This is a genomic window from Alteromonas sp. ABH4_457 (assembly GCF_056160625.1).
On sequence record NZ_JBSWXN010000003.1, the window covers coordinates 202,123 to 219,448 of the forward strand.

The window sequence follows — 17,326 nt, forward strand, 5'->3', positions numbered from 1 at the left end:
ATGGCACGTCTGAATTTCTCTACGCTGGCGGACTTGCCGTCAGAGGTAAAACAGCCTCAATACGATGTGAATGCCACCACCAGCGGCATTGTGCATATTGGCCCGGGCGCATTTCACCGCGCCCACCAGGCGGTGTATACCGATCTGGCAATGGCCCACGGCGGAAACTGGCGTATTGACGGCGTGTCTATGCGCAGTAAAAGCTTGAAAGAAAAGCTGTCCGGCCAGGATAATCTGTATTCACTGGTTGTATTGGATAACCAGCCGTACACTCAGATCATCGGCGCAATGAATAACGTGTACGTGTTAGGTGAAGACCGTGATGCCATTATGGCGTCGCTGACCGCGCCCACCACACACATCGTTACGCTGACCATTACTGAGAAAGGCTATTGCCTGGACAATCAGGGCAAACTTGATGCCGCCCACCCGGACATCCTGCACGATAAAGATTTTCCGGAAGAGCCGGTATCGGCTATCGGATTACTGGTTGCTGCCCTTAAAGTACGCAAGGATAGCGGTGCCAGCGAAATCACCATCGTCAGTTGCGACAACCTGTCTGATAACGGCAGCAAACTGGGCGCGGCCGTTGTGGTATTCGCACAATTACTCGACAGCGAACTGGCAGCGTGGATCAGCAAGAATATTTGTTTCCCTAACACCATGGTAGACAGCATTACGCCGGCTACCGACGAGGCGCTGGTGAGCCAGACGGCTGTGGCACTGGGTGTGACCGACGAATGGCCGATTCAGCGTGAAGCCTTCACCCAGTGGGTTGTGGAAGATAAATTCAGCGGTCCCCGCCCTGCCTGGGACAAAGTCGGCGTGACCTTCACCGACGATGTGCATCTGTTTGAAAAAGCCAAACTGCGTGTGCTTAACGGCACCCACTCCACGCTGGCCTACACCGGTACATTATGTGGTATCGACACGGTATTTGAAGCCATCAGCAAGCCCGATATGGAAGCTTTCATCCGCCGCCTGGTGAAAGAAGAAATCCTGCCGACTATTGATGCAGGTGACAAAATGGATTTATCAGCCTACGCCGGTGACATTCTGAACCGCTATCACAACAAACATATCCGTCATTTACTGGCGCAGATTGCCTGGGACGGCTCACAAAAGCTGCCTTTCCGCATTCTGAATACCGTACGTGACCGCATTAAAGCCAAAGCTAGCTTTAACCTGCTGAGCGTGCCTGTTGCTGCGTGGATTCTGTTTATCGCTAAGCGTCAGGCGGCGGGTGAAACCATTACCGACCCGATGGCTGAGCGTTTATTGTCGCTGGCTGAAAAACACAGCGGCGATACGAAAGCACTGACGGATGCAGTACTGAATGAACGTGATGTTTTTGCTGAATTGTCTGACAACCAGGCATTCCGTGACACTGTGCACGGTCAGGTTGAAAAACTCAGCAACATTACACCTGAAACAATGGCTGCATGCCTGGGAGAGCTATAATGAAAGGCATTAAACACATTGTGAAAGGCGCTCCGATTTTGCCAATTTTGCAGGCAGATTCGGTAGAACAAGCCCTGAATATTGCAAAAGCAGTGGAAGCCAGCGGACTTAAAAACCTGGAAGTGGTGCGCCGTACAGACGCAGCGGCGGCTTCTGTGACTGCTATCCGTGAAGCATTTCCGGATATGGTTGTAGGCATGGGTACTGTGCTCAGTCCTGAGCACGCAAAAGAAGCGGTAGATGCCGGCAGCCAGTTTCTGGTGACGCCCACCGTCAGCCCCCGTTTACTAGACGGACTAATGAGTTCAGGCGTGCCGTTTATTCCAGGCACCAGTAATCCTGCAGACATTCTGATGGCCAGCGAATACGGCCTTACTGAACTCAAATTCTTTCCGGCCCACTTAAGCGGTGGCGCGCCAATGTTAAAAGCACTGGGCGGCATCTTTCAGAATATCTCGTTCTGCCCCACCGGCGGTATTTCCGGCAGTAATCTGAACGACTATCTGAGCCTGAAAAATGTATTTGCCGTAGGCGGGTCGTGGATGATCCCGTCTGAGATGGTAAAAGCAGAAAACTGGCAAGGCATCACAGACACCTGCAAGCAGGCACTGGAGGCATTTGAAGGGTTACGACCATGAGCCGTATTGTCATTTTCGGCGAGTGCATGGTTGAGCTGGTTAACCGTGGTGCCGACACACTTTCTAAGGGTTACGCCGGCGACACCTACAACACCGCTGTGTACCTGAAGCGCTGCGCCCGTGATATTTCAGTAAGCTACTTAACCGCTATCGGCGCGGACTTCTTAAGTGATGAGCTGTTGTTTAAAATGGGCGACGAGGAAATCAATACCGACCAGGTATACCGCAGCGAAGACCGTAATCTCGGCCTGTACATGGTGCGCACGGATAAGCACGGCGAACGTACTTTCGCCTACTGGCGGGCAAACTCAGCGGCTACCCAAACACTGAACCTCATGCGCGGGGATTTAAGCAACGCGGATGTGTTTTATTTCAGCGGCATTTCGCTAGCCATTCTGGATGAAGTACAGCGCCTGAAGCTGTTCGATTTAATTGATGGTTTTCGTGCGAAAGGCGGCAAGGTGGTCTTTGACCCTAATTATCGCCCCCGCCTCTGGCCAAGCCCTGAACATGCTCAGTTATGGACAGATAAAGCCTATTCTCATTCAGATATCGCTTTTCCGGGCGGTGATGATCATCTGGCGTTATATGGCCACACTGACGTGGATGCTATCCACCAGCATGTTGCTGACCTCGGCGTTAAAGAGATCATCGTGAAGAACGGCGCTGTTGGCGTGCACATCTACGAACAGGACAGCCATTGCATCGTACCGGTAGAGCGTGTAGAGAGCGTTGTCGATACCACCGCAGCCGGTGATGCGTTTAATGGCGGCTACCTGTCAGCACGTCTGTCTGGTAAAGATGTGACCGACTCCGCCAGCTTCGGCGCAAAAGTCGCCGCCACAGTCATCAGCTACCCCGGCGCGATTGTGGAAAAAGACGCGTTTCATAAGCATATAGCAGCGCTCTCCTGATTGGAGGGCGTTAGTTTTCAGCACAAGAAGCTATAGCTCCGCAGTAATCCCTACCAGAAATGTCCGTCCACTCGTTGTGGTATTGTAGGCCCGGTCGTTCGAATCACTATACAGTTCTTCTCTTACGTTAGTCAGATTTAACCCTTCAATGGTCATTTTCAATGACCCGGACAACTGAATACTGGCTGAGGCATCAATGTAAGTAGTCGCATGGTAGCCGGATTCATCCTGATCGGTGTTTCCGGGCTGAACGGATAAAATATAGGGGCTGCGGTAAGCTGCCGACACACGGGCAGACCAGTGTTGCTGATCGTAATAAAGGGTGAAGTTGTAGCTACGCCTTGATAAACCGGCAAAGGTTTTAACCTGATTCCCGCCAGTTCCCTGCACGTTCCTGTACAGTGTTTTGCCTTCAGCGTAGGTAAAGTTTGCGTTAACGCCCAGACTATCAAGGGGAGATGGCAGAAAGGTCAAATCGCGGGAATATGCTAATTCGAAACCCTTAAACGTAGTGGTATCGGTATTTTGAGGCGTACTGACATAAAAGATATCATCTTCGCTGTCTCCTTCCTGCAACAAACTCGCCGGCAGACCGAGCGCCCGGTATGGCATAGCTTTAACTTCCTCAACCACGAAGTTGTCTATTTTTTTGAAAAAGCCGGAAATCGCCAGTATGCCCCCTTCATCAAAATACCACTCAATGCCCGTTTCAGCATTCACTGACTTCAGTGGCTTCAAATAAGGATTGCCAATAAAAATCCGGCCAATATCACCCTCATTTCTGGATGCCTGAGAGACTTCGGCAGTAATCGCTACATCGTGGATGGAAGGACGCGTGATGTTTTCATCCACACTGGCGCGCCAAAGCCAGCCGTCGCTTAATTCCAGAACGGCGTTCATACTGAAAAGTATATCGTCGTAAGTTTTCGAAACGGTCGCGGGCTCACCTTTTTGCAGGCCTGAGGTAGAAAAACGGGTTGAAAAATACCGGACTCCGCTTTGCGTGTAGAACGGTTTTCCAAGCCAGCTTCCGGTGCTGTCGTACATGCCATATAACGCGTAGGTATCTTCTTTCACATCAAAGTCAGTACTTTCAACAATGTCGTCGTCCGTCAGCTTGATATCTGCCAAACCATAGTAAGATTGAATAGCCGCCAAATCTCCCTGTACCCACGCTTTATCCGGGTGCTTATTAAACAGCGACAACTGTGCGGCAGATATCTGCTCATCACCTTGTGCAGGGTATACGCTACGGGCGCGGTCAACGCCGGTATTTTTAAATGATTTAACCTGAATACCCGCCGACAGCGCATCGCCACTTTCCAGCAAATAACGCAACGATGTTTTGGCGTTATGAAATGACGAGCGCATGGCATTTTCCTGAAAATAGAGATCTTTTACCGTTAAACCGCTTAGCGATGCCGTATCCATGTTGGTAGAATAGCTCTCGCCGTAAAAGCGGTCTTCGCGAAAATCTGTAACAATATCAACACCCGTTTTGCGAATATTGACTTTGTTTACTTTAGGTTGCGAGTAATCACTGGCACTGGTACCCACAAGAAAATCGACACGAAGTGCTGGTGATACCTGCCATTCACTGTCCAGGCTTAGCTGATAGAATGTCGATGTGTTTTCATCTTCGCGGGTTTCTATCCGCCATGTTGCGTCGGTGTATTTGGCGAATAATACTTCCTTGTCAGTCCGGTTCTGCTCCCATACCACAACACTCACGTCGTCGTTGTCCTTCACCGCAATATGATGTTCATCGAGGGAATTGTGTAACCGGCTGGCCATGCCATTCAACGTCAGTTGCCAGTTATCGTCCGGCGCGTATTGCAAGGATGTCGTCACACCCATTCTGCGTTGATTATTATTCCAGAGCGAATAACGGTGTCCTCTGGGGAACCAGAATTCCCCCTGCTCCAGTGCTTGCTGTAATTCACTGTCCGTCTCTCCGCTATAGCTTTTTTTCTCCTGCCGCCATCGCGTTGTATTGGTGCCAAATTCAGTGGTATGCCGCTGGCTGTAAGCAACGGAAATAAGTCCACCAAATGTGTCATTCCGGCGGCTGAATAAGCCAAGAATGCCGGGGTCAGATTCCTTGCTGTTTCCGTTGTAGCTTTGCTTATAAGCAACAGTATTGATGCTGTCTGCAAAATCGAATGGTTTCGGCGTATGCAACATCACCGTGCCGCCGATACCGCCTTCGTCCTGCTCAACCGAGTAAGACTTACTCACATCGATACGGTTGAAAAGCTCTGATGCAAAAAGTGTAAAATCAAAGGCACGGGTCCGGCTTACGCTTCCCCGGGCATCCATGGCAGAAGACGTCATGGCCATCGCTTCCATGCCATTCACCTTTACACGGGTAAAGTCAGGTCCCAATCCTCTTAAGGATATTTGCCGCCCCTCTCCACCCTCACGGGTAATAGTGATTCCGGGAATACGCTGCAAAGCATCAGCAAGGTTCAAATCAGGAAAGTCCGCGATATCTTCAGACAAAATCGTTTCCTGCGTCACCATTGCAAGACGCTTAATCTCTCTGGCACGGATCAACGACTGGCGAAATCCGGTGACTTCAATTTCTACAGTAGGATGGGTGCGGGTTACGGCGTTATTTTCTGTGGTCGTAGCGACGGAGCTGCCGGTATTGTCGCTGGGCGGAGAGTCGCACTGGCGGATAATCCGGCCATTTTGCACTGGCTCCAGACAAAGGGAAAATGGTCGAAGCAAGGCAGAGAGCTCTTGCGTACTGATAGTATGTCGCGACGGCGGCGTAGCTGTTAACCCTTTCAGTAACGCAGGATCAAATGCGACAGTTTCCCCGGCGTCACGGCTGAACTCAGTAACAATCTGAGCCAACGGGACCAGAGGGCTGTTCACGGCGGGCAGGGATTCACCGGCAACCACACAGCCCGGCGAAAAACTGAAGATAAAACAACCGGAAACAAAACACCTTGAAACCCATGACACCATGGCTTCAAACGTTTTAACACTCCGGTTCTTCATAGCGAATTAATCAGCTTGCCGGCTTATTTCATAACCCGTGCGTGTGTCAGCAATATTCAGGTTATACAATGAACCCAACATAGCTAACGTCTGTGCCGTTTCTTCCAATTTAAATCGCCCTGCAACACGTCGATTTCCTACAGCACTGTTCACCGGCAATATGGGTTTTTCCGCATACCGGTTTAGCCGTTCAAACAAATAATTCAGAGACTCATCTTCGACTTCAATCCATCCGGTGCGCCAGTCTACCCGCTGTGCCAGATCAACCTTCTCCACAGGCCCCGCCACCCCGTTTTCGATAGTCAGTTGCTCGCCAGCCTTGAGTAAAAGCGGAGCACTGTCTGCATTACCGCGCACTTCAACAATACCTTCGTGTACGACTACATCCACCCGTTGTTCCTGCCGGTCAATGTTAAACGCTGTACCCACAGCTGTTACCGAAGATAAACCGACTTTCACAACAAAAGGCCGGCTGCGGTCTTTGGCTACATCAAAATACCCCTGGCCCTTTTTCAGGTTTAGATAACGTGTATCATCCGAAAATAACACGACTAATTCACTGGTGGGCTGCAATTGCACCTCACTGCCATCGCTTAATGCTTCATGCGCGGCGGTAAGCAATTGTGGTGAAGGCGCTACCGTCTCTCCCCGATAATCCGGCCAGATAATCGCAATAGCCAGCAATGACGCTGCAACGGCACTCCCCCATGTTACTAGAGTACGTTTGCGTGATGGGTGTGACGCTTTTTTCGCGGAAAGAAAGGCGGCTTGCAGGGTCGGGTCTTCCCATGTAGCGATCATTTTTTCAAGCGTCGCGCGGTGTAACTCACTTTTTTCTAACCAGCGCACGAACCGGTGCCGGTTTAATGCATCCAATTCACCGTCGGCAAGGCGGTCAATCCATTCCCCGGCTTCCAGGTAGACTTGTTCCTGTTGATTTGCCATTACTTACCCGCCTTATCCAGTTGCAGTTGGATGTCTGCCATTGCCCGTGAAATATGCTTTGTCACAGCTTCAGCGGAGATATTCAGACGCGCTGCAATGTCTTGCCGGCTTTGACCTTCAATACGCCGCATCTCGAAAACCCGCCTGCGTTGTTCCGGCATAGCGTTAATCACCTCAGCAATAAGCTCTATCCGCTGCTGCGTTTCAAGATAGAGTTCGGGGTTCTGCCGGTAACAGTGCTGCTCTTCAATGTCACACGTTTCGTGTGTCCGGCGCTTCGCCAGCAGATTACGGGCAACACGGAATGCATAAGCAAGAGGATTATCAATGACCGATGCACGGGACTGCTCTAACACGCGGGCAATGGACTCCTGATAAACGTCCGCCGCTTCTTCGCTGTTTACGGAATGCCTGTGCAAGTATTGCTTAAGTACTTTGGAATTGATCAGTGCTTGCAACGAAGGACTGGAGGCTTTATCTGACATATGCAGCGACGGTACGACTAAATGAATTTGTTGATCACTTATCATCGCATGCGCCGGTGACAGATTCATTGCAGCGGAACGCCAGGCCATTATCAGTATGCTTTATATAAACCGGATTACTGTAAAACCACAAATCATCCCAGGGGTTTTCTCCCGCCGGATCAACTTCCGGTTCCAGTTCATCTTTTACATTTGTGCCACGCACACGCACATAGGCACTGCCTTTGGGGGCAGGCATCTGAAATTGCACAACCTTATACGCGCCCTGCTGTTCCCAGTCTTGCGGGTAAAAACGCCGGATCACGCGGGTTGGTGCGCTGTCTGTTTCAGGGTACGTGCCCACCACCTCACCAAATATAACATCGAGGCGCGCGACGGCAGGAAACTGGTGATTAAAGTTAGCGCTTTGCGGGTCGTGAAACGCAACGGTAACGGTAACAGGTTCCCCGCCGTGCAGATTCAGCATCTCTCCCATATCTGCCCGCTGCTTCCCCTGGCGGATATTCACATAGAGTTCGTCAATTAAGTCACCTGTGGTAATAAATACATTGCCTTCACGTATGCCCGCCAACACGCTGTCGTAGTCACGTGTGGCCCGTACATAGGTTTTGGCGTATTCGCCTGGCCAGAAATCAGTGCGGCCTTCGGTGTAATGCGCATGACTATCAGACACCGCTGTTACCGTCCACCGGCGGCCCTCTGCCAACAGCTTATCCCAAACACCGCCAACGATAGCCGACATTTGGTCGGTGCCACCATGTGTGGGGTAGCCGAAATATTCTGCACGAGGCGCGTCCGGATCATTCGAGCCGTCAGGGTTTATGGTGGCGGCCTGATGGCCGGGAATAGCCGTCATGCCGGTTACCACATCCGGTGCCGTGTCCTGCCACTCGCGCATTCTCTGCGGAGTAATTTTTTGATATTCATTCAATCCGGTAGCTTTCCGGGCAGGATGATTCACTGTCAGGACCGGCCGTGGCGACATATTCTGCATAGCAGTTAACGCTTCTAACATGAACGCCTGTGTATCTCTGGGAGATTCGTCCGGGTAAATTTCTCTGCGGTTATACCGGCTTTCCAGCGTAAACAGTTGATCTGCTTCCTGCTCACTTTTCGGGATAATCAACGTGCTGTGCCGCGCGCCGGGAGTGTCAAATTCCATCCCGTAAAACTGCATGATGTCCGGCACTGCTGCTCGTGAGGCAACGAGTTCCGGATAAGCCAGATTGCGGTTAATAACACTGTGATTAGGGCCGCCGTGATCGGTGGTCACCATCCAGTCCAGCTGATGAAATGCCGCCATCCTGGCGTTTAACGCAGTAAAGTAATGGGCATCACCAAAGAAAATGGGGGACGGGGGATCATCATTCCAATTCCATTGTGCGCTAAACTTGCCATGAATATGGTGATCGCCGGCTAGCCAGGTCTTTCCGTCATCAGGTAAAAAGTCATTGCCGGACGTATCGCACGGCGCAACTGACACGCAGGCTGACAATACGAGTAATCCACCAGCCAATGCTGCAACCGGAACAGGCTTTAGTACCATGTAAATCTCCTTTATAAAAACGCATACCGGGTCCAGCCCGGTATGCGGCCTGGTTTAAAACTGCATAGTAGCGCCAAGCATATAAGTGCGGCCGCTGGTCGTGCTGTTGTAAGCACGATCATGAGAGTCGCTGTATAACTCCTGACGTTCGTCGGTCAGGTTTATGCCTTCAAAGCTCAGCTTAATCGTGTCGGTCAGCTGATAGAATGAAGAGAAGTCGATGAATGTCGTACCATGATAGCCTGACTCATCCTGATCACCGCTCGATGATGCGCCCGTGAGGTACGCACTACGATAGGCAGCTGACACGCGCGCGCCCCACCCTTCCTGCTCGTAGTATATCGTGAAGTTGTAGCTATTTTTCGATAAGCCGGTAAATGCTTTTTCCTGGTCGTTACCCGTTTCACCGTAGATATTGCGGTACAGCGCATCACCATCTGCATAAGTATAGTTTGCGATAACACCTAAGTGATCAAACGGTGCAGGCAGAAAATCCAGGTCCCGGGAGAAGGTCAACTCCACACCTTTTATTTTCGATGCATCCATATTTTCCGGGCGTTGCAAGTAAAAGAGGCTGTCAACGGTTTTGTCTGCCGGTAGTAATGCGGCAGGTAACCCTAATGAGGAATACACCACCTCACTGGTAGTATCGACAATAAAGTTGTCGATGTCTTTATAGAAGATAGCTGCGGCGGCATAACCCACCTCATCAAAATACCATTCAAGTGCCGTATCCAGGTTCAAAGATTCGAACGGCTCCAGCATGGGATTTCCCATGGTTACGCTGGTGATTGCCTCGCCTGAGGTTTGTGACACTGACGCGTTGTAACTAAGTGAGCCTAAAGACGGCCGGGTAATGTTCTTACTTGCCGCGGCGCGCCAGAGAATGTTGTCCTGCAGTTCATACACAACGTTTAAGGTTGGCAGCACGTCAGAATAAGAACGGGTGGTTTCGATAGCGACCCCGGAAGAAATACCGGCTGCGGTAATATCGGTTTCGAAATAACGAAGGCCCGCGCTGACTAACAGGGGCTTACCCGCCAGTTCCGTTTCCCAACCGTATTGCACGTACATGGCCAGCGTTTCTTCGGTGACGGGAGATTTATCGTTTTGCGTTAACCCGCTGTCATCAATCTGGTAGCCTGTCAGGCCATAGAAATTAAGTAACGCGTCCAGATCGCCTTGCAACCAGTTAGTGTCAGGATGCTCGTTGTATACATTAACAAGTGCATCATTTAAGGCCGTGACACCTGTATTTTGTGGCGCGATGTTTTGCGCATTACTCTGGGTTAACTGCCAGGCAGAGTTTTCGAATTTCTTGTAATTCACACCAAACTGCAATTCGCCGGTATCACCAAGGAGGTAAGTAAAGTCTACTTTTGCGGTATCAAAATCGTTGGTGATGTAGTCTTCCTGCAGGTAGATGTCTTTCATCTCATAGCCGTCGATTTGCGTCGTATCGAAATCAGGCGACGAGCTAATGCCGTAAAAGCGGTCTTGTCTGAAATCGGTTGCTATATCGACAATACGTTTCGCATGGATATTCGACTTAATCACTTCGGGCTGGTCAAAATCAGAAGAACTTGTGCCTATCACCGCAGTGGCATACAACGCCGGGGTAATCGTCCAGTCCATGGTTAATGTATACTGGTCAAACACCGATTCGTTGTAGCGTCGTGAGTTTTCATTACGCCAGGTTGCATCCTCGTACATGGCATACACCACTTCTTTCTGGCCATTGTTTTCTTCCCAGATGAGGTCAGAAACTACGCTATTGTCCTTCACGGCCGAGTGATGTTCATCAGTATTGTTTTCCAGTTCTGCGTGCATAATATCAAGCGTGAAGGAAAGCGAGTCGGAGGGTTTGTACTGAAAAGCCGCGGTTATGCCCAGCCGGTCCTGCGTGTTGTTCCAACGGGAAAAACGGTGTCCGCGGGGAAACCACAACTCGCCTGAATCCAAATCGGCTTGCAGATCTGTGTTCGCCGGGTCGGCCGCTGTTTTGCCACCTTCGCGACGCCAGCGGGTGGTGTTGGTACCGTATTCAGCGGTATGTCGCTGACTGTAAGCCACCGATACCAGAGCACCAAATTTGTCCCACGTATTAGAAATCAAACCTGCCATGCGCGGGTCGGTTTCTTCGCTGTTACTGTTGTAGCCGCCCCGCACAGACAAAGCGCTTTTAAAGCCATCGTAGTCAAAAGGCTTGGCGGTAAACAAACCTACCGTGCCCCCAATACCGCCTTCTTCCTGATCCGCTGAGTAGGTTTTGCTGATATCAATACGGTTAAACAATTCGGAAGCAAAAACGTTGAAATCAAAGCCCCGGGTCCGGCTTACGCCACCACGGGCATCCATGGGTGACGCTGACGTACCCATGGCTTCCATACCGTTTACCTGTACCCGGGTAAAATCAGGTCCCAGACCGCGAAGAGAGATTTGACGGCCTTCGCCGCCTTCACGGGTAATAGTCACCCCCGGTACCCGCTGTAGCGAATCAGCAAGGTTAAGGTCAGGAAAATCAGCAATATCCTCGGCTAAAATGGTATCGCGGGAGATAATTGCATCTTTCTTTAAGTCTTTTGCCTGAATCAAAGAGCGACGAAATGAGGTCACTTCAATCACTTCAAGAGAATCGTCTGCGGCGGGGGCCTGCTGCGCCATGGCTGGCGTCATGCCCGTTAAACCCGACAGTACACTTAACGCAAGTGTGGTTTTCATAAATCGGTTTTTCATGTGTGTTCCTAAATGTGCAAAGTAAAAGGTGAACGTACCGGTGCGCGCGGGTAACACATGTAATGAGTCAACAGACGAAAAAAGCAGACAGTTTTTTTGATGAAGGTTTTGTGACGGTGAGAATTTATCGGGTCAGGGTTATTTAATCAGCTCCCCGCTTGACTTCCCTCCGGGCTCTACTACTTTTCTAATATAACGTTGTCAAAGTAACAGACCATGGATAAAGATTTATTGTACAAGATCGGCAGCAGTCAGTTTGTGCGCCTGCCTGAGGATTTCAGATTTGAAAGCATGCTGGAATTCGATATCAATGAAACCGGCAGCACGGTATCCATTCGCCCTGCCATTCATGATCAGCGCACGTTTACAGCGTTTCCCGGTACACGTATTTTGCCAGCGGGTGTTGCTGCGCTTTTAAATCCTTAATAAAGAACTGAGCTACCAGCGCGGCACCAAGCGTATTCAGGTGAGTGTTGTCTTCGTTGCCATCAGGGTAACGGGTGTACAGGCCAGGCGGAATGCGCAGAAAGTATCTCACCGTGGCGGCATCCCCTTCCTGTTCGAAGAAATCACAGGTGTGTTTGTTCATATCGAAGAACGCTACACTTTCTTCCTTTGCTACTTTGCGGGCCGCATTCACATAGTCATCCAGCGTGTGCTTCAGGTTGCCCTGTTCATCAAAATGACGGCGGCAAATAGAGCTGGCAATCAGCGGTGTGGCCTTTTTATCGCGGATATCTTTGATGTAACGGTGCAGATACGCCGGATAGTCTTTCTCTGCAGAGGCATAACGGGCAGGGTCACTTTTCTTCTGATCGTTGTGGCCAAACTGGATCAGCACGTAATCCCCTTCTTTCATTTCAGATAACGCCTTTCCCCAGCGCCCTTCATCAATAAAGCGTTTGGTGCTGCGGCCATTCGCTGCATGATTCAGAATTTCCAGCTCAGGTGAAATAAACGCCGGCAATAACATGCCCCAGCCGCGCTCCGGGTAAGCCAGATTGGGCTTGATGGACATGGTAGAATCGCCGATGAGGTGCAACGTCGTGCGGGTGGGATCCTGCGCCGCAGCGCTGAAAGCCGTTGCTGCGAAGAAGAGAGAAAGAATCAGCTTTTTCATGAAAAATCCTTATGTTAAACGAAAAAAGGCCATCATTACTGATGGCCCAAGGGACACACTACCACTGTGTTACATTCTGTAGCTCACGCCCAGAAAGAATTGTCGCCCGGTAGACTGACTGTTGATGATGCGCATGGCATCCGCATCGATGTACTCATCAATGGTTTCATCGGTCAGGTTAATACCTTCAAGGGAAACTTTTAAGTTCTCAGAAATCTTATAGCTGGTTGAGAAATCAACGTATGTAGTCGAATCCATGATGCGCCATTTGCGCTCGTCTGTGCTGCTGAGGTTTGTGTAGAACTCACCACGGTAAGCCGCCGACAGACGTGCACTGAATACATCATCTTCCCAGTACAGCGTGAAGTTAGCTGATTCATCAGACTGACCGGTCAGCGGGCCGGTGCGGTCTGCGCCGTAAGTTACTTCAGAATCCACCAGTGTCAGGTTAGCCAGTACACCGAACTTCTGCATCCACTCAGGACCAGGCAGGAAGGTCAGCGGCTGCTGATACTGAATTTCAAAACCGCTCAGGTCACCACCGGTACCGTTAACAGTACGGCGAACCTCAAAGGTTTCATCAATCAGGTTGTCGCGCTCTGCCCCCAGTAATGACTCAGGTAAGCCGGTTTCTGCCCAGCTAAGGAACTGAGTTTCTGAAGTCGGGAACGACTCGATATCTTTGACGAAATACGCCAGTGATAACAATGCGCCTTCGTCGAAGTACCATTCAACAGCAAAGTCGGTGGCATCAGCACGGAACGGCTCAATGTAAGGGTTACCGTAAGACACGCGGTAGTCACCGAAAATCGACACGCTGCCGCCCGGGCTTAACGTACCCAGATTCGGACGGGACATTACTTTCGCCCAGCTTGCACGCAGAATTAACTCATCGGTCATTTCCAGCGCCAGGTTCACAGACGGTAATGTGTCTGTGTAATCGTGCTCAACCGTCACTTCCTCAGTACCGTTGATGATACCGGTAGATTCCAGGTTCGTTTTCACATGACGCACACCGGCGTTACCGCGCAGCACCTTGTCACCCACTTCCGTATTGAAATCGGCCTGAGCGTAAATACCTGTGCTGTCTTCTGTTACGGCACGGGTATCACCCGGACGCACGTTGTAAGGCCAGCAACCGCTGTCTACAAAGTTGTTGATCTTGTCGCCGTCAGCCATAAAGAAGCTCTGGCCGCCGAAAGAGACCACTTCACCGTCGGCGTCTGTGACTACGTTACTGATCCCGCAGGCGTTGCCGTCAACTGTACCGTCTGCTTCATCACGGGAAGCAAAAGACGCATCTGCACGCACACCGGCAATTTCATAGCCGTATTCACGCCAGGTGACACCGCCACTCAGCGTGACTTCGTCATTCAGCAGGTAGTTCAAATCCAGACGGGCGGTGTCTGTAGACGCTTCGGCATCATAAATACGGTCACGGAATTCAGAGACTTCCCAGTTCGCCGGATTCGCCGTATCGAAGCTGTAGCCGATAGACGGAGACAGCATATCTGAGAAATCATAGCTTACTGCTGAGCTGGCTTCTGCGTACTCCAGCATCTTACGTTCATCGTTATCGCTGAAGTGCTCATAAATAACCGTAGATTCGCGGTTGTCCAGCGTCGACTGAGACGTACCGGCCAGGAAGCTCATGCTCAGTTCATCAGTAAAGTGATGGTCGATGTTCACACTGAACTGGGTAAATTCAGATTCCCACTCAGCCACAAAGAATTCAGAACGCACATCAACATCGGCAATGGTCGCGGCGTACATAGTGTTGTTGCCGTCAATCTGATACGCGGTCACGTCTGATTGCTGGACACCGGTGGCACCGGTACGCGCAAGAGAAATCGCTTCCATGAACGGCTCGTCACGGCGTGAATCGATGTTTGCATACAGGGCATCAATTGAAATCAGTGTGTCGTCAGAAGGTACAAACTGTACAGCCGCTGTTAAACCAACGCGGTCCTGATCGTGCGTTTTATCCGCAAAGCGCGGGAAGCGCGGGTGCCATGCACTGCTGACGGCAGCTACATCGGCTTCTGAATCACAGGCTGAACACGCACCGAAGGTGTCATCTTCCCAGCGGCCCGTGTCTGAACCGGCGTTATTGACGATACGTTGCGACAAGGAAGCCGAGAACAGCACACCGAAGGAGTCATCTTCGTTGGTCCATGATGCCAGACCGGATAAGCGGGGAGTCAGTTCTGAAGACTGATCGTTGTACGAACCCTGTGCATTTACCGCCACAACATCTTCATTAAAATCAAAAGGACGACCGGTACGCAGAGATACCGTGGCCCCTAAGGAACCCTCATCTAATTTTGCCGAGGTAGTTTTATGCACACTTAACTGGTTAAACAGTTCAGAGGCAAATACGTTAAAGTCGAAACCACGGCTGGTTCTTACCCCACCGGTACCGGCAGCCAGCGACTGGGCCTGCATACCGTTTAACTGCACACGGGTGAACGTCGAGTTCAGGCCGCGTACGGTGATTTCCCGGCCTTCACCGGCTTCACGGGTAATCGCTACGCCCGGCAAACGCTGCAGCGCTTCTGCCAGGTTCTGATCAGGGAAGTCAGCAATGTCTTCTGCAAGAATGGTGTCTACGGCACCGGCTGATGACTGCTTCAGAGACAGGGCTTTCGCCAGGCTGTCTGCGTAACTGGTGGCACGAACCGAAATAACTTCAATGTCGTCATCTGCCGGTGTGGCGGGAGCTGTTTGTCCCCAGGCAGATACGGAAGTTACAATTGCGGTGGTAACGGCTAAGCTGAGTGGCGCTTTTTTAAAACCTTTGGCAAATTTCATGAGTATTCCTCACGGGTCTTTCTACGTTTTTATTTCGCTACACTTACATGTCATGTTCCGTGCAGCCCGGATCCTCTCTGCCACGTTCACAGGATTTTACCCGTCGTGGCTATTATTTTTCCATGTAAGGCTGTGGTAGATACAGAGGCCTGCCTTACATTTGTTTTACATCCTAGATCCAATTGCTACCGGTGGCAACACTTTTTGTGTATTTTTTGTAAACAACAGTTTAACTAATACTAAAGACTAAGAAACCGCCTGATGCGCCGCTGGATAATTGGCTAGACCAATTGATACGTATGGAGATGGAAGCCACGTGGCGCCCTGTTTATATAGATCACAGGGGATGAATGTTAACCCTTACGCACTACCTATAACAACTTGACAACATACATCTCACCCCTCATTATGCTACCGGTAGCACGTTAAGTATTTAAATTGTTAATTTTGGAGATCTCCATGCGTAAGCTCTTTAGTTCCGTACTGCTTATCGCGGCGGCCTGCACCGCCCCGGCCAGTGTTATGGCAGCGGATTCATCAAGTTACTTAGACAACACCCAACCCTGGTCTGTACGTATGGCCGAATCGGAAATGGTACGCTTTCCTGAAGCGTGGATGATCGACTGGGATGAAGATCCTCAATGGGACTATGTGCATGGTCTGAACCTGCTGGCGTTCTCCAAACTGTATGAAAAAACCGGTGATCAGAAGTATTTCACCTACATCAAAAACTACTACGACCGTTTTGTGAATGAAGACGGCACCATCAATACCTACGTCCGCAGCAAGTTTAATATCGACATGATCAATCCGGGCAAAGTACTGTTCTTCCTGTACGACGAAACCGGTGATGAAAAATATAAACTGGCTGCCGACACCCTGCGCGACCAGTTGAACGACCATCCCCGCACCAGCGAAGGCGGTTTCTGGCACAAGAAGCGTTATCCGTCACAAATGTGGCTGGACGGCCTGTACATGGGCGCACCTTTCTACGCCGAATACATCATGCGTTACGGCGACCCTGAAGAACTTAATGATGTATACATGCAGTTTGAGCTGATTGAAAAACACCTGTACAGCGACAATACCGGTCTGCCCCGTCACGGCTGGGATGAGTCGCGGGATCAGAAATGGTCAGACAAAGGCACCGGTCTTTCTGCTAATCACTGGTCACGTGCGTTAGGCTGGTATGCCATGGCCATTGTGGATGTACTGGAAATTGTGCCGTCGCAGGATGAAAAACGTGAGTGGCTGGTATCCCGCCTGCAGAACTTTGTAGACCAGGCCGTGAAATATCAGGATGAAACCGGTGCGTGGTATCAGGTAACGGATCTTGGCGATAAGAAAGGTAACTACCTGGAAGGTTCCGGTACAGCCATGCTGACTTATGCCATTGCCAAAGCTGTGAACATGAACGTATTGCCTGAAAGCTACATGGCGTATGCGAAAAAAGGCTTTGCCGGTATGGAAGATCAGATGATTTCTGTTGACCCCGCGAACAATGTTATCAGCCTGAACAACATCTGTGCCGTAGCCGGTCTTGGCGGCAACCCGTACCGCGACGGTTCTTTCGATTACTACCTCAGCGAACCGGTGCGTGCTAACGACGCCAAAGGCGTGGGCCCGTTCATTCTGGCAGCACTGGAACTGGAAAAATAATC

Annotated in this window: 12 protein-coding genes; 5 read left to right on the plus strand and 7 right to left on the minus strand. The window is 50.6% G+C overall.

Annotated elements, in window-relative coordinates; genetic code table 11:
* The 3 genes from ACXAGR_RS07420 to ACXAGR_RS07430 are packed head-to-tail and all read left to right on the plus strand — an operon-like array spanning position 1 to position 3,013.
* Entirely contained in the window at positions 1–1,461 is a 1,461-nt protein-coding gene (locus ACXAGR_RS07420) for a mannitol dehydrogenase family protein (RefSeq protein WP_474849038.1), read from the plus strand.
* Entirely contained in the window at positions 1,461–2,099 is a 639-nt protein-coding gene (eda, locus tag ACXAGR_RS07425) for a bifunctional 4-hydroxy-2-oxoglutarate aldolase/2-dehydro-3-deoxy-phosphogluconate aldolase (RefSeq protein WP_474849040.1), read from the plus strand. Before ACXAGR_RS07420 ends, eda begins: the two co-directional genes overlap by 1 nt.
* Positions 2,096–3,013: a sugar kinase gene (locus tag ACXAGR_RS07430; RefSeq protein WP_474843747.1), complete on the plus strand. Its 918-nt coding sequence runs from the start codon at positions 2,096–2,098 to the stop codon at positions 3,011–3,013. The genes eda and ACXAGR_RS07430 overlap by 4 nt, the downstream gene beginning before the upstream one ends.
* 30 nt (positions 3,014–3,043) lie before the next feature.
* Here ACXAGR_RS07430 and ACXAGR_RS07435 read toward each other — a convergent pair whose 3' ends face one another.
* The 5 genes from ACXAGR_RS07435 to ACXAGR_RS07455 are packed head-to-tail and all read right to left on the minus strand — an operon-like array spanning position 3,044 to position 11,734.
* A complete protein-coding gene (locus ACXAGR_RS07435) occupies positions 3,044–6,022 on the minus strand; it encodes a TonB-dependent receptor (protein ID WP_474849042.1) in 2,979 nt (992 codons plus the stop codon).
* A gap of 6 nt (positions 6,023–6,028) precedes the next feature.
* Positions 6,029–6,967 (minus strand): FecR family protein, encoded by a 939-nt coding sequence (locus ACXAGR_RS07440; protein ID WP_474849044.1) that lies wholly within the window; start codon positions 6,965–6,967, stop codon positions 6,029–6,031.
* On the minus strand, positions 6,967–7,497 hold the full coding sequence (locus tag ACXAGR_RS07445) for an RNA polymerase sigma factor (RefSeq protein ID WP_474849046.1): 531 nt from the start codon (positions 7,495–7,497) through the stop codon (positions 6,967–6,969). The genes ACXAGR_RS07440 and ACXAGR_RS07445 overlap by 1 nt, the downstream gene beginning before the upstream one ends.
* Positions 7,487–8,998, minus strand: a complete 1,512-nt coding sequence (locus ACXAGR_RS07450; RefSeq protein WP_474849047.1) for a CehA/McbA family metallohydrolase domain-containing protein — start codon at positions 8,996–8,998, stop codon at positions 7,487–7,489. Before ACXAGR_RS07450 ends, ACXAGR_RS07445 begins: the two co-directional genes overlap by 11 nt.
* Positions 8,999–9,052: 54 nt before the next feature.
* The gene (locus tag ACXAGR_RS07455; protein ID WP_474849049.1) at positions 9,053–11,734 is read right to left on the minus strand and encodes a TonB-dependent receptor; all 2,682 of its coding nucleotides are present in this window, start codon (positions 11,732–11,734) and stop codon (positions 9,053–9,055) included.
* Between the two features lie 216 nt (positions 11,735–11,950).
* Between ACXAGR_RS07455 and ACXAGR_RS07460 the strand changes: the two genes are divergently transcribed.
* Complete coding sequence (locus ACXAGR_RS07460) at positions 11,951–12,160, plus strand: AbrB/MazE/SpoVT family DNA-binding domain-containing protein (RefSeq protein WP_474849051.1); 210 nt, start codon at positions 11,951–11,953, stop codon at positions 12,158–12,160.
* Here the strand turns inward: ACXAGR_RS07460 and ACXAGR_RS07465 are convergent.
* On the minus strand, positions 12,099–12,854 hold the full coding sequence (locus ACXAGR_RS07465; protein WP_474849053.1) for a rhamnogalacturonan acetylesterase: 756 nt from the start codon (positions 12,852–12,854) through the stop codon (positions 12,099–12,101). The two genes, ACXAGR_RS07460 and ACXAGR_RS07465, sit on opposite strands and share 62 nt — an antisense overlap.
* Before the next feature lie 69 nt (positions 12,855–12,923).
* Positions 12,924–15,665: a TonB-dependent receptor gene (locus tag ACXAGR_RS07470; protein ID WP_119499728.1), complete on the minus strand. Its 2,742-nt coding sequence runs from the start codon at positions 15,663–15,665 to the stop codon at positions 12,924–12,926.
* 459 nt (positions 15,666–16,124) lie between these two features.
* Here ACXAGR_RS07470 and ACXAGR_RS07475 point away from each other — a divergent pair, with 459 nt between their 5' ends.
* The gene (locus ACXAGR_RS07475) at positions 16,125–17,324 is read left to right on the plus strand and encodes a glycoside hydrolase family 88/105 protein (protein WP_474843763.1); all 1,200 of its coding nucleotides are present in this window, start codon (positions 16,125–16,127) and stop codon (positions 17,322–17,324) included.
* Positions 17,325–17,326 lie beyond the last annotated feature (2 nt).

What these genes read in the sequence shown, in the direction of transcription:
- ACXAGR_RS07420 (WP_474849038.1), top strand. Translation starts at nt 1, where the DNA reads ATGGCACGTCTGAATTTCTCTACGCTGGCGGACTTGCCGTCAGAGGTA.
- eda (WP_474849040.1), top strand. Translation starts at nt 1,461, where the DNA reads ATGAAAGGCATTAAACACATTGTGAAAGGCGCTCCGATTTTGCCAATT.
- ACXAGR_RS07430 (WP_474843747.1), top strand. Translation starts at nt 2,096, where the DNA reads ATGAGCCGTATTGTCATTTTCGGCGAGTGCATGGTTGAGCTGGTTAAC.
- ACXAGR_RS07435 (WP_474849042.1), bottom strand. Translation starts at nt 6,022, where the DNA reads ATGAAGAACCGGAGTGTTAAAACGTTTGAAGCCATGGTGTCATGGGTT.
- ACXAGR_RS07440 (WP_474849044.1), bottom strand. Translation starts at nt 6,967, where the DNA reads ATGGCAAATCAACAGGAACAAGTCTACCTGGAAGCCGGGGAATGGATT.
- ACXAGR_RS07445 (WP_474849046.1), bottom strand. Translation starts at nt 7,497, where the DNA reads ATGATAAGTGATCAACAAATTCATTTAGTCGTACCGTCGCTGCATATG.
- ACXAGR_RS07450 (WP_474849047.1), bottom strand. Translation starts at nt 8,998, where the DNA reads ATGGTACTAAAGCCTGTTCCGGTTGCAGCATTGGCTGGTGGATTACTC.
- ACXAGR_RS07455 (WP_474849049.1), bottom strand. Translation starts at nt 11,734, where the DNA reads ATGAAAAACCGATTTATGAAAACCACACTTGCGTTAAGTGTACTGTCG.
- ACXAGR_RS07460 (WP_474849051.1), top strand. Translation starts at nt 11,951, where the DNA reads ATGGATAAAGATTTATTGTACAAGATCGGCAGCAGTCAGTTTGTGCGC.
- ACXAGR_RS07465 (WP_474849053.1), bottom strand. Translation starts at nt 12,854, where the DNA reads ATGAAAAAGCTGATTCTTTCTCTCTTCTTCGCAGCAACGGCTTTCAGC.
- ACXAGR_RS07470 (WP_119499728.1), bottom strand. Translation starts at nt 15,665, where the DNA reads ATGAAATTTGCCAAAGGTTTTAAAAAAGCGCCACTCAGCTTAGCCGTT.
- ACXAGR_RS07475 (WP_474843763.1), top strand. Translation starts at nt 16,125, where the DNA reads ATGCGTAAGCTCTTTAGTTCCGTACTGCTTATCGCGGCGGCCTGCACC.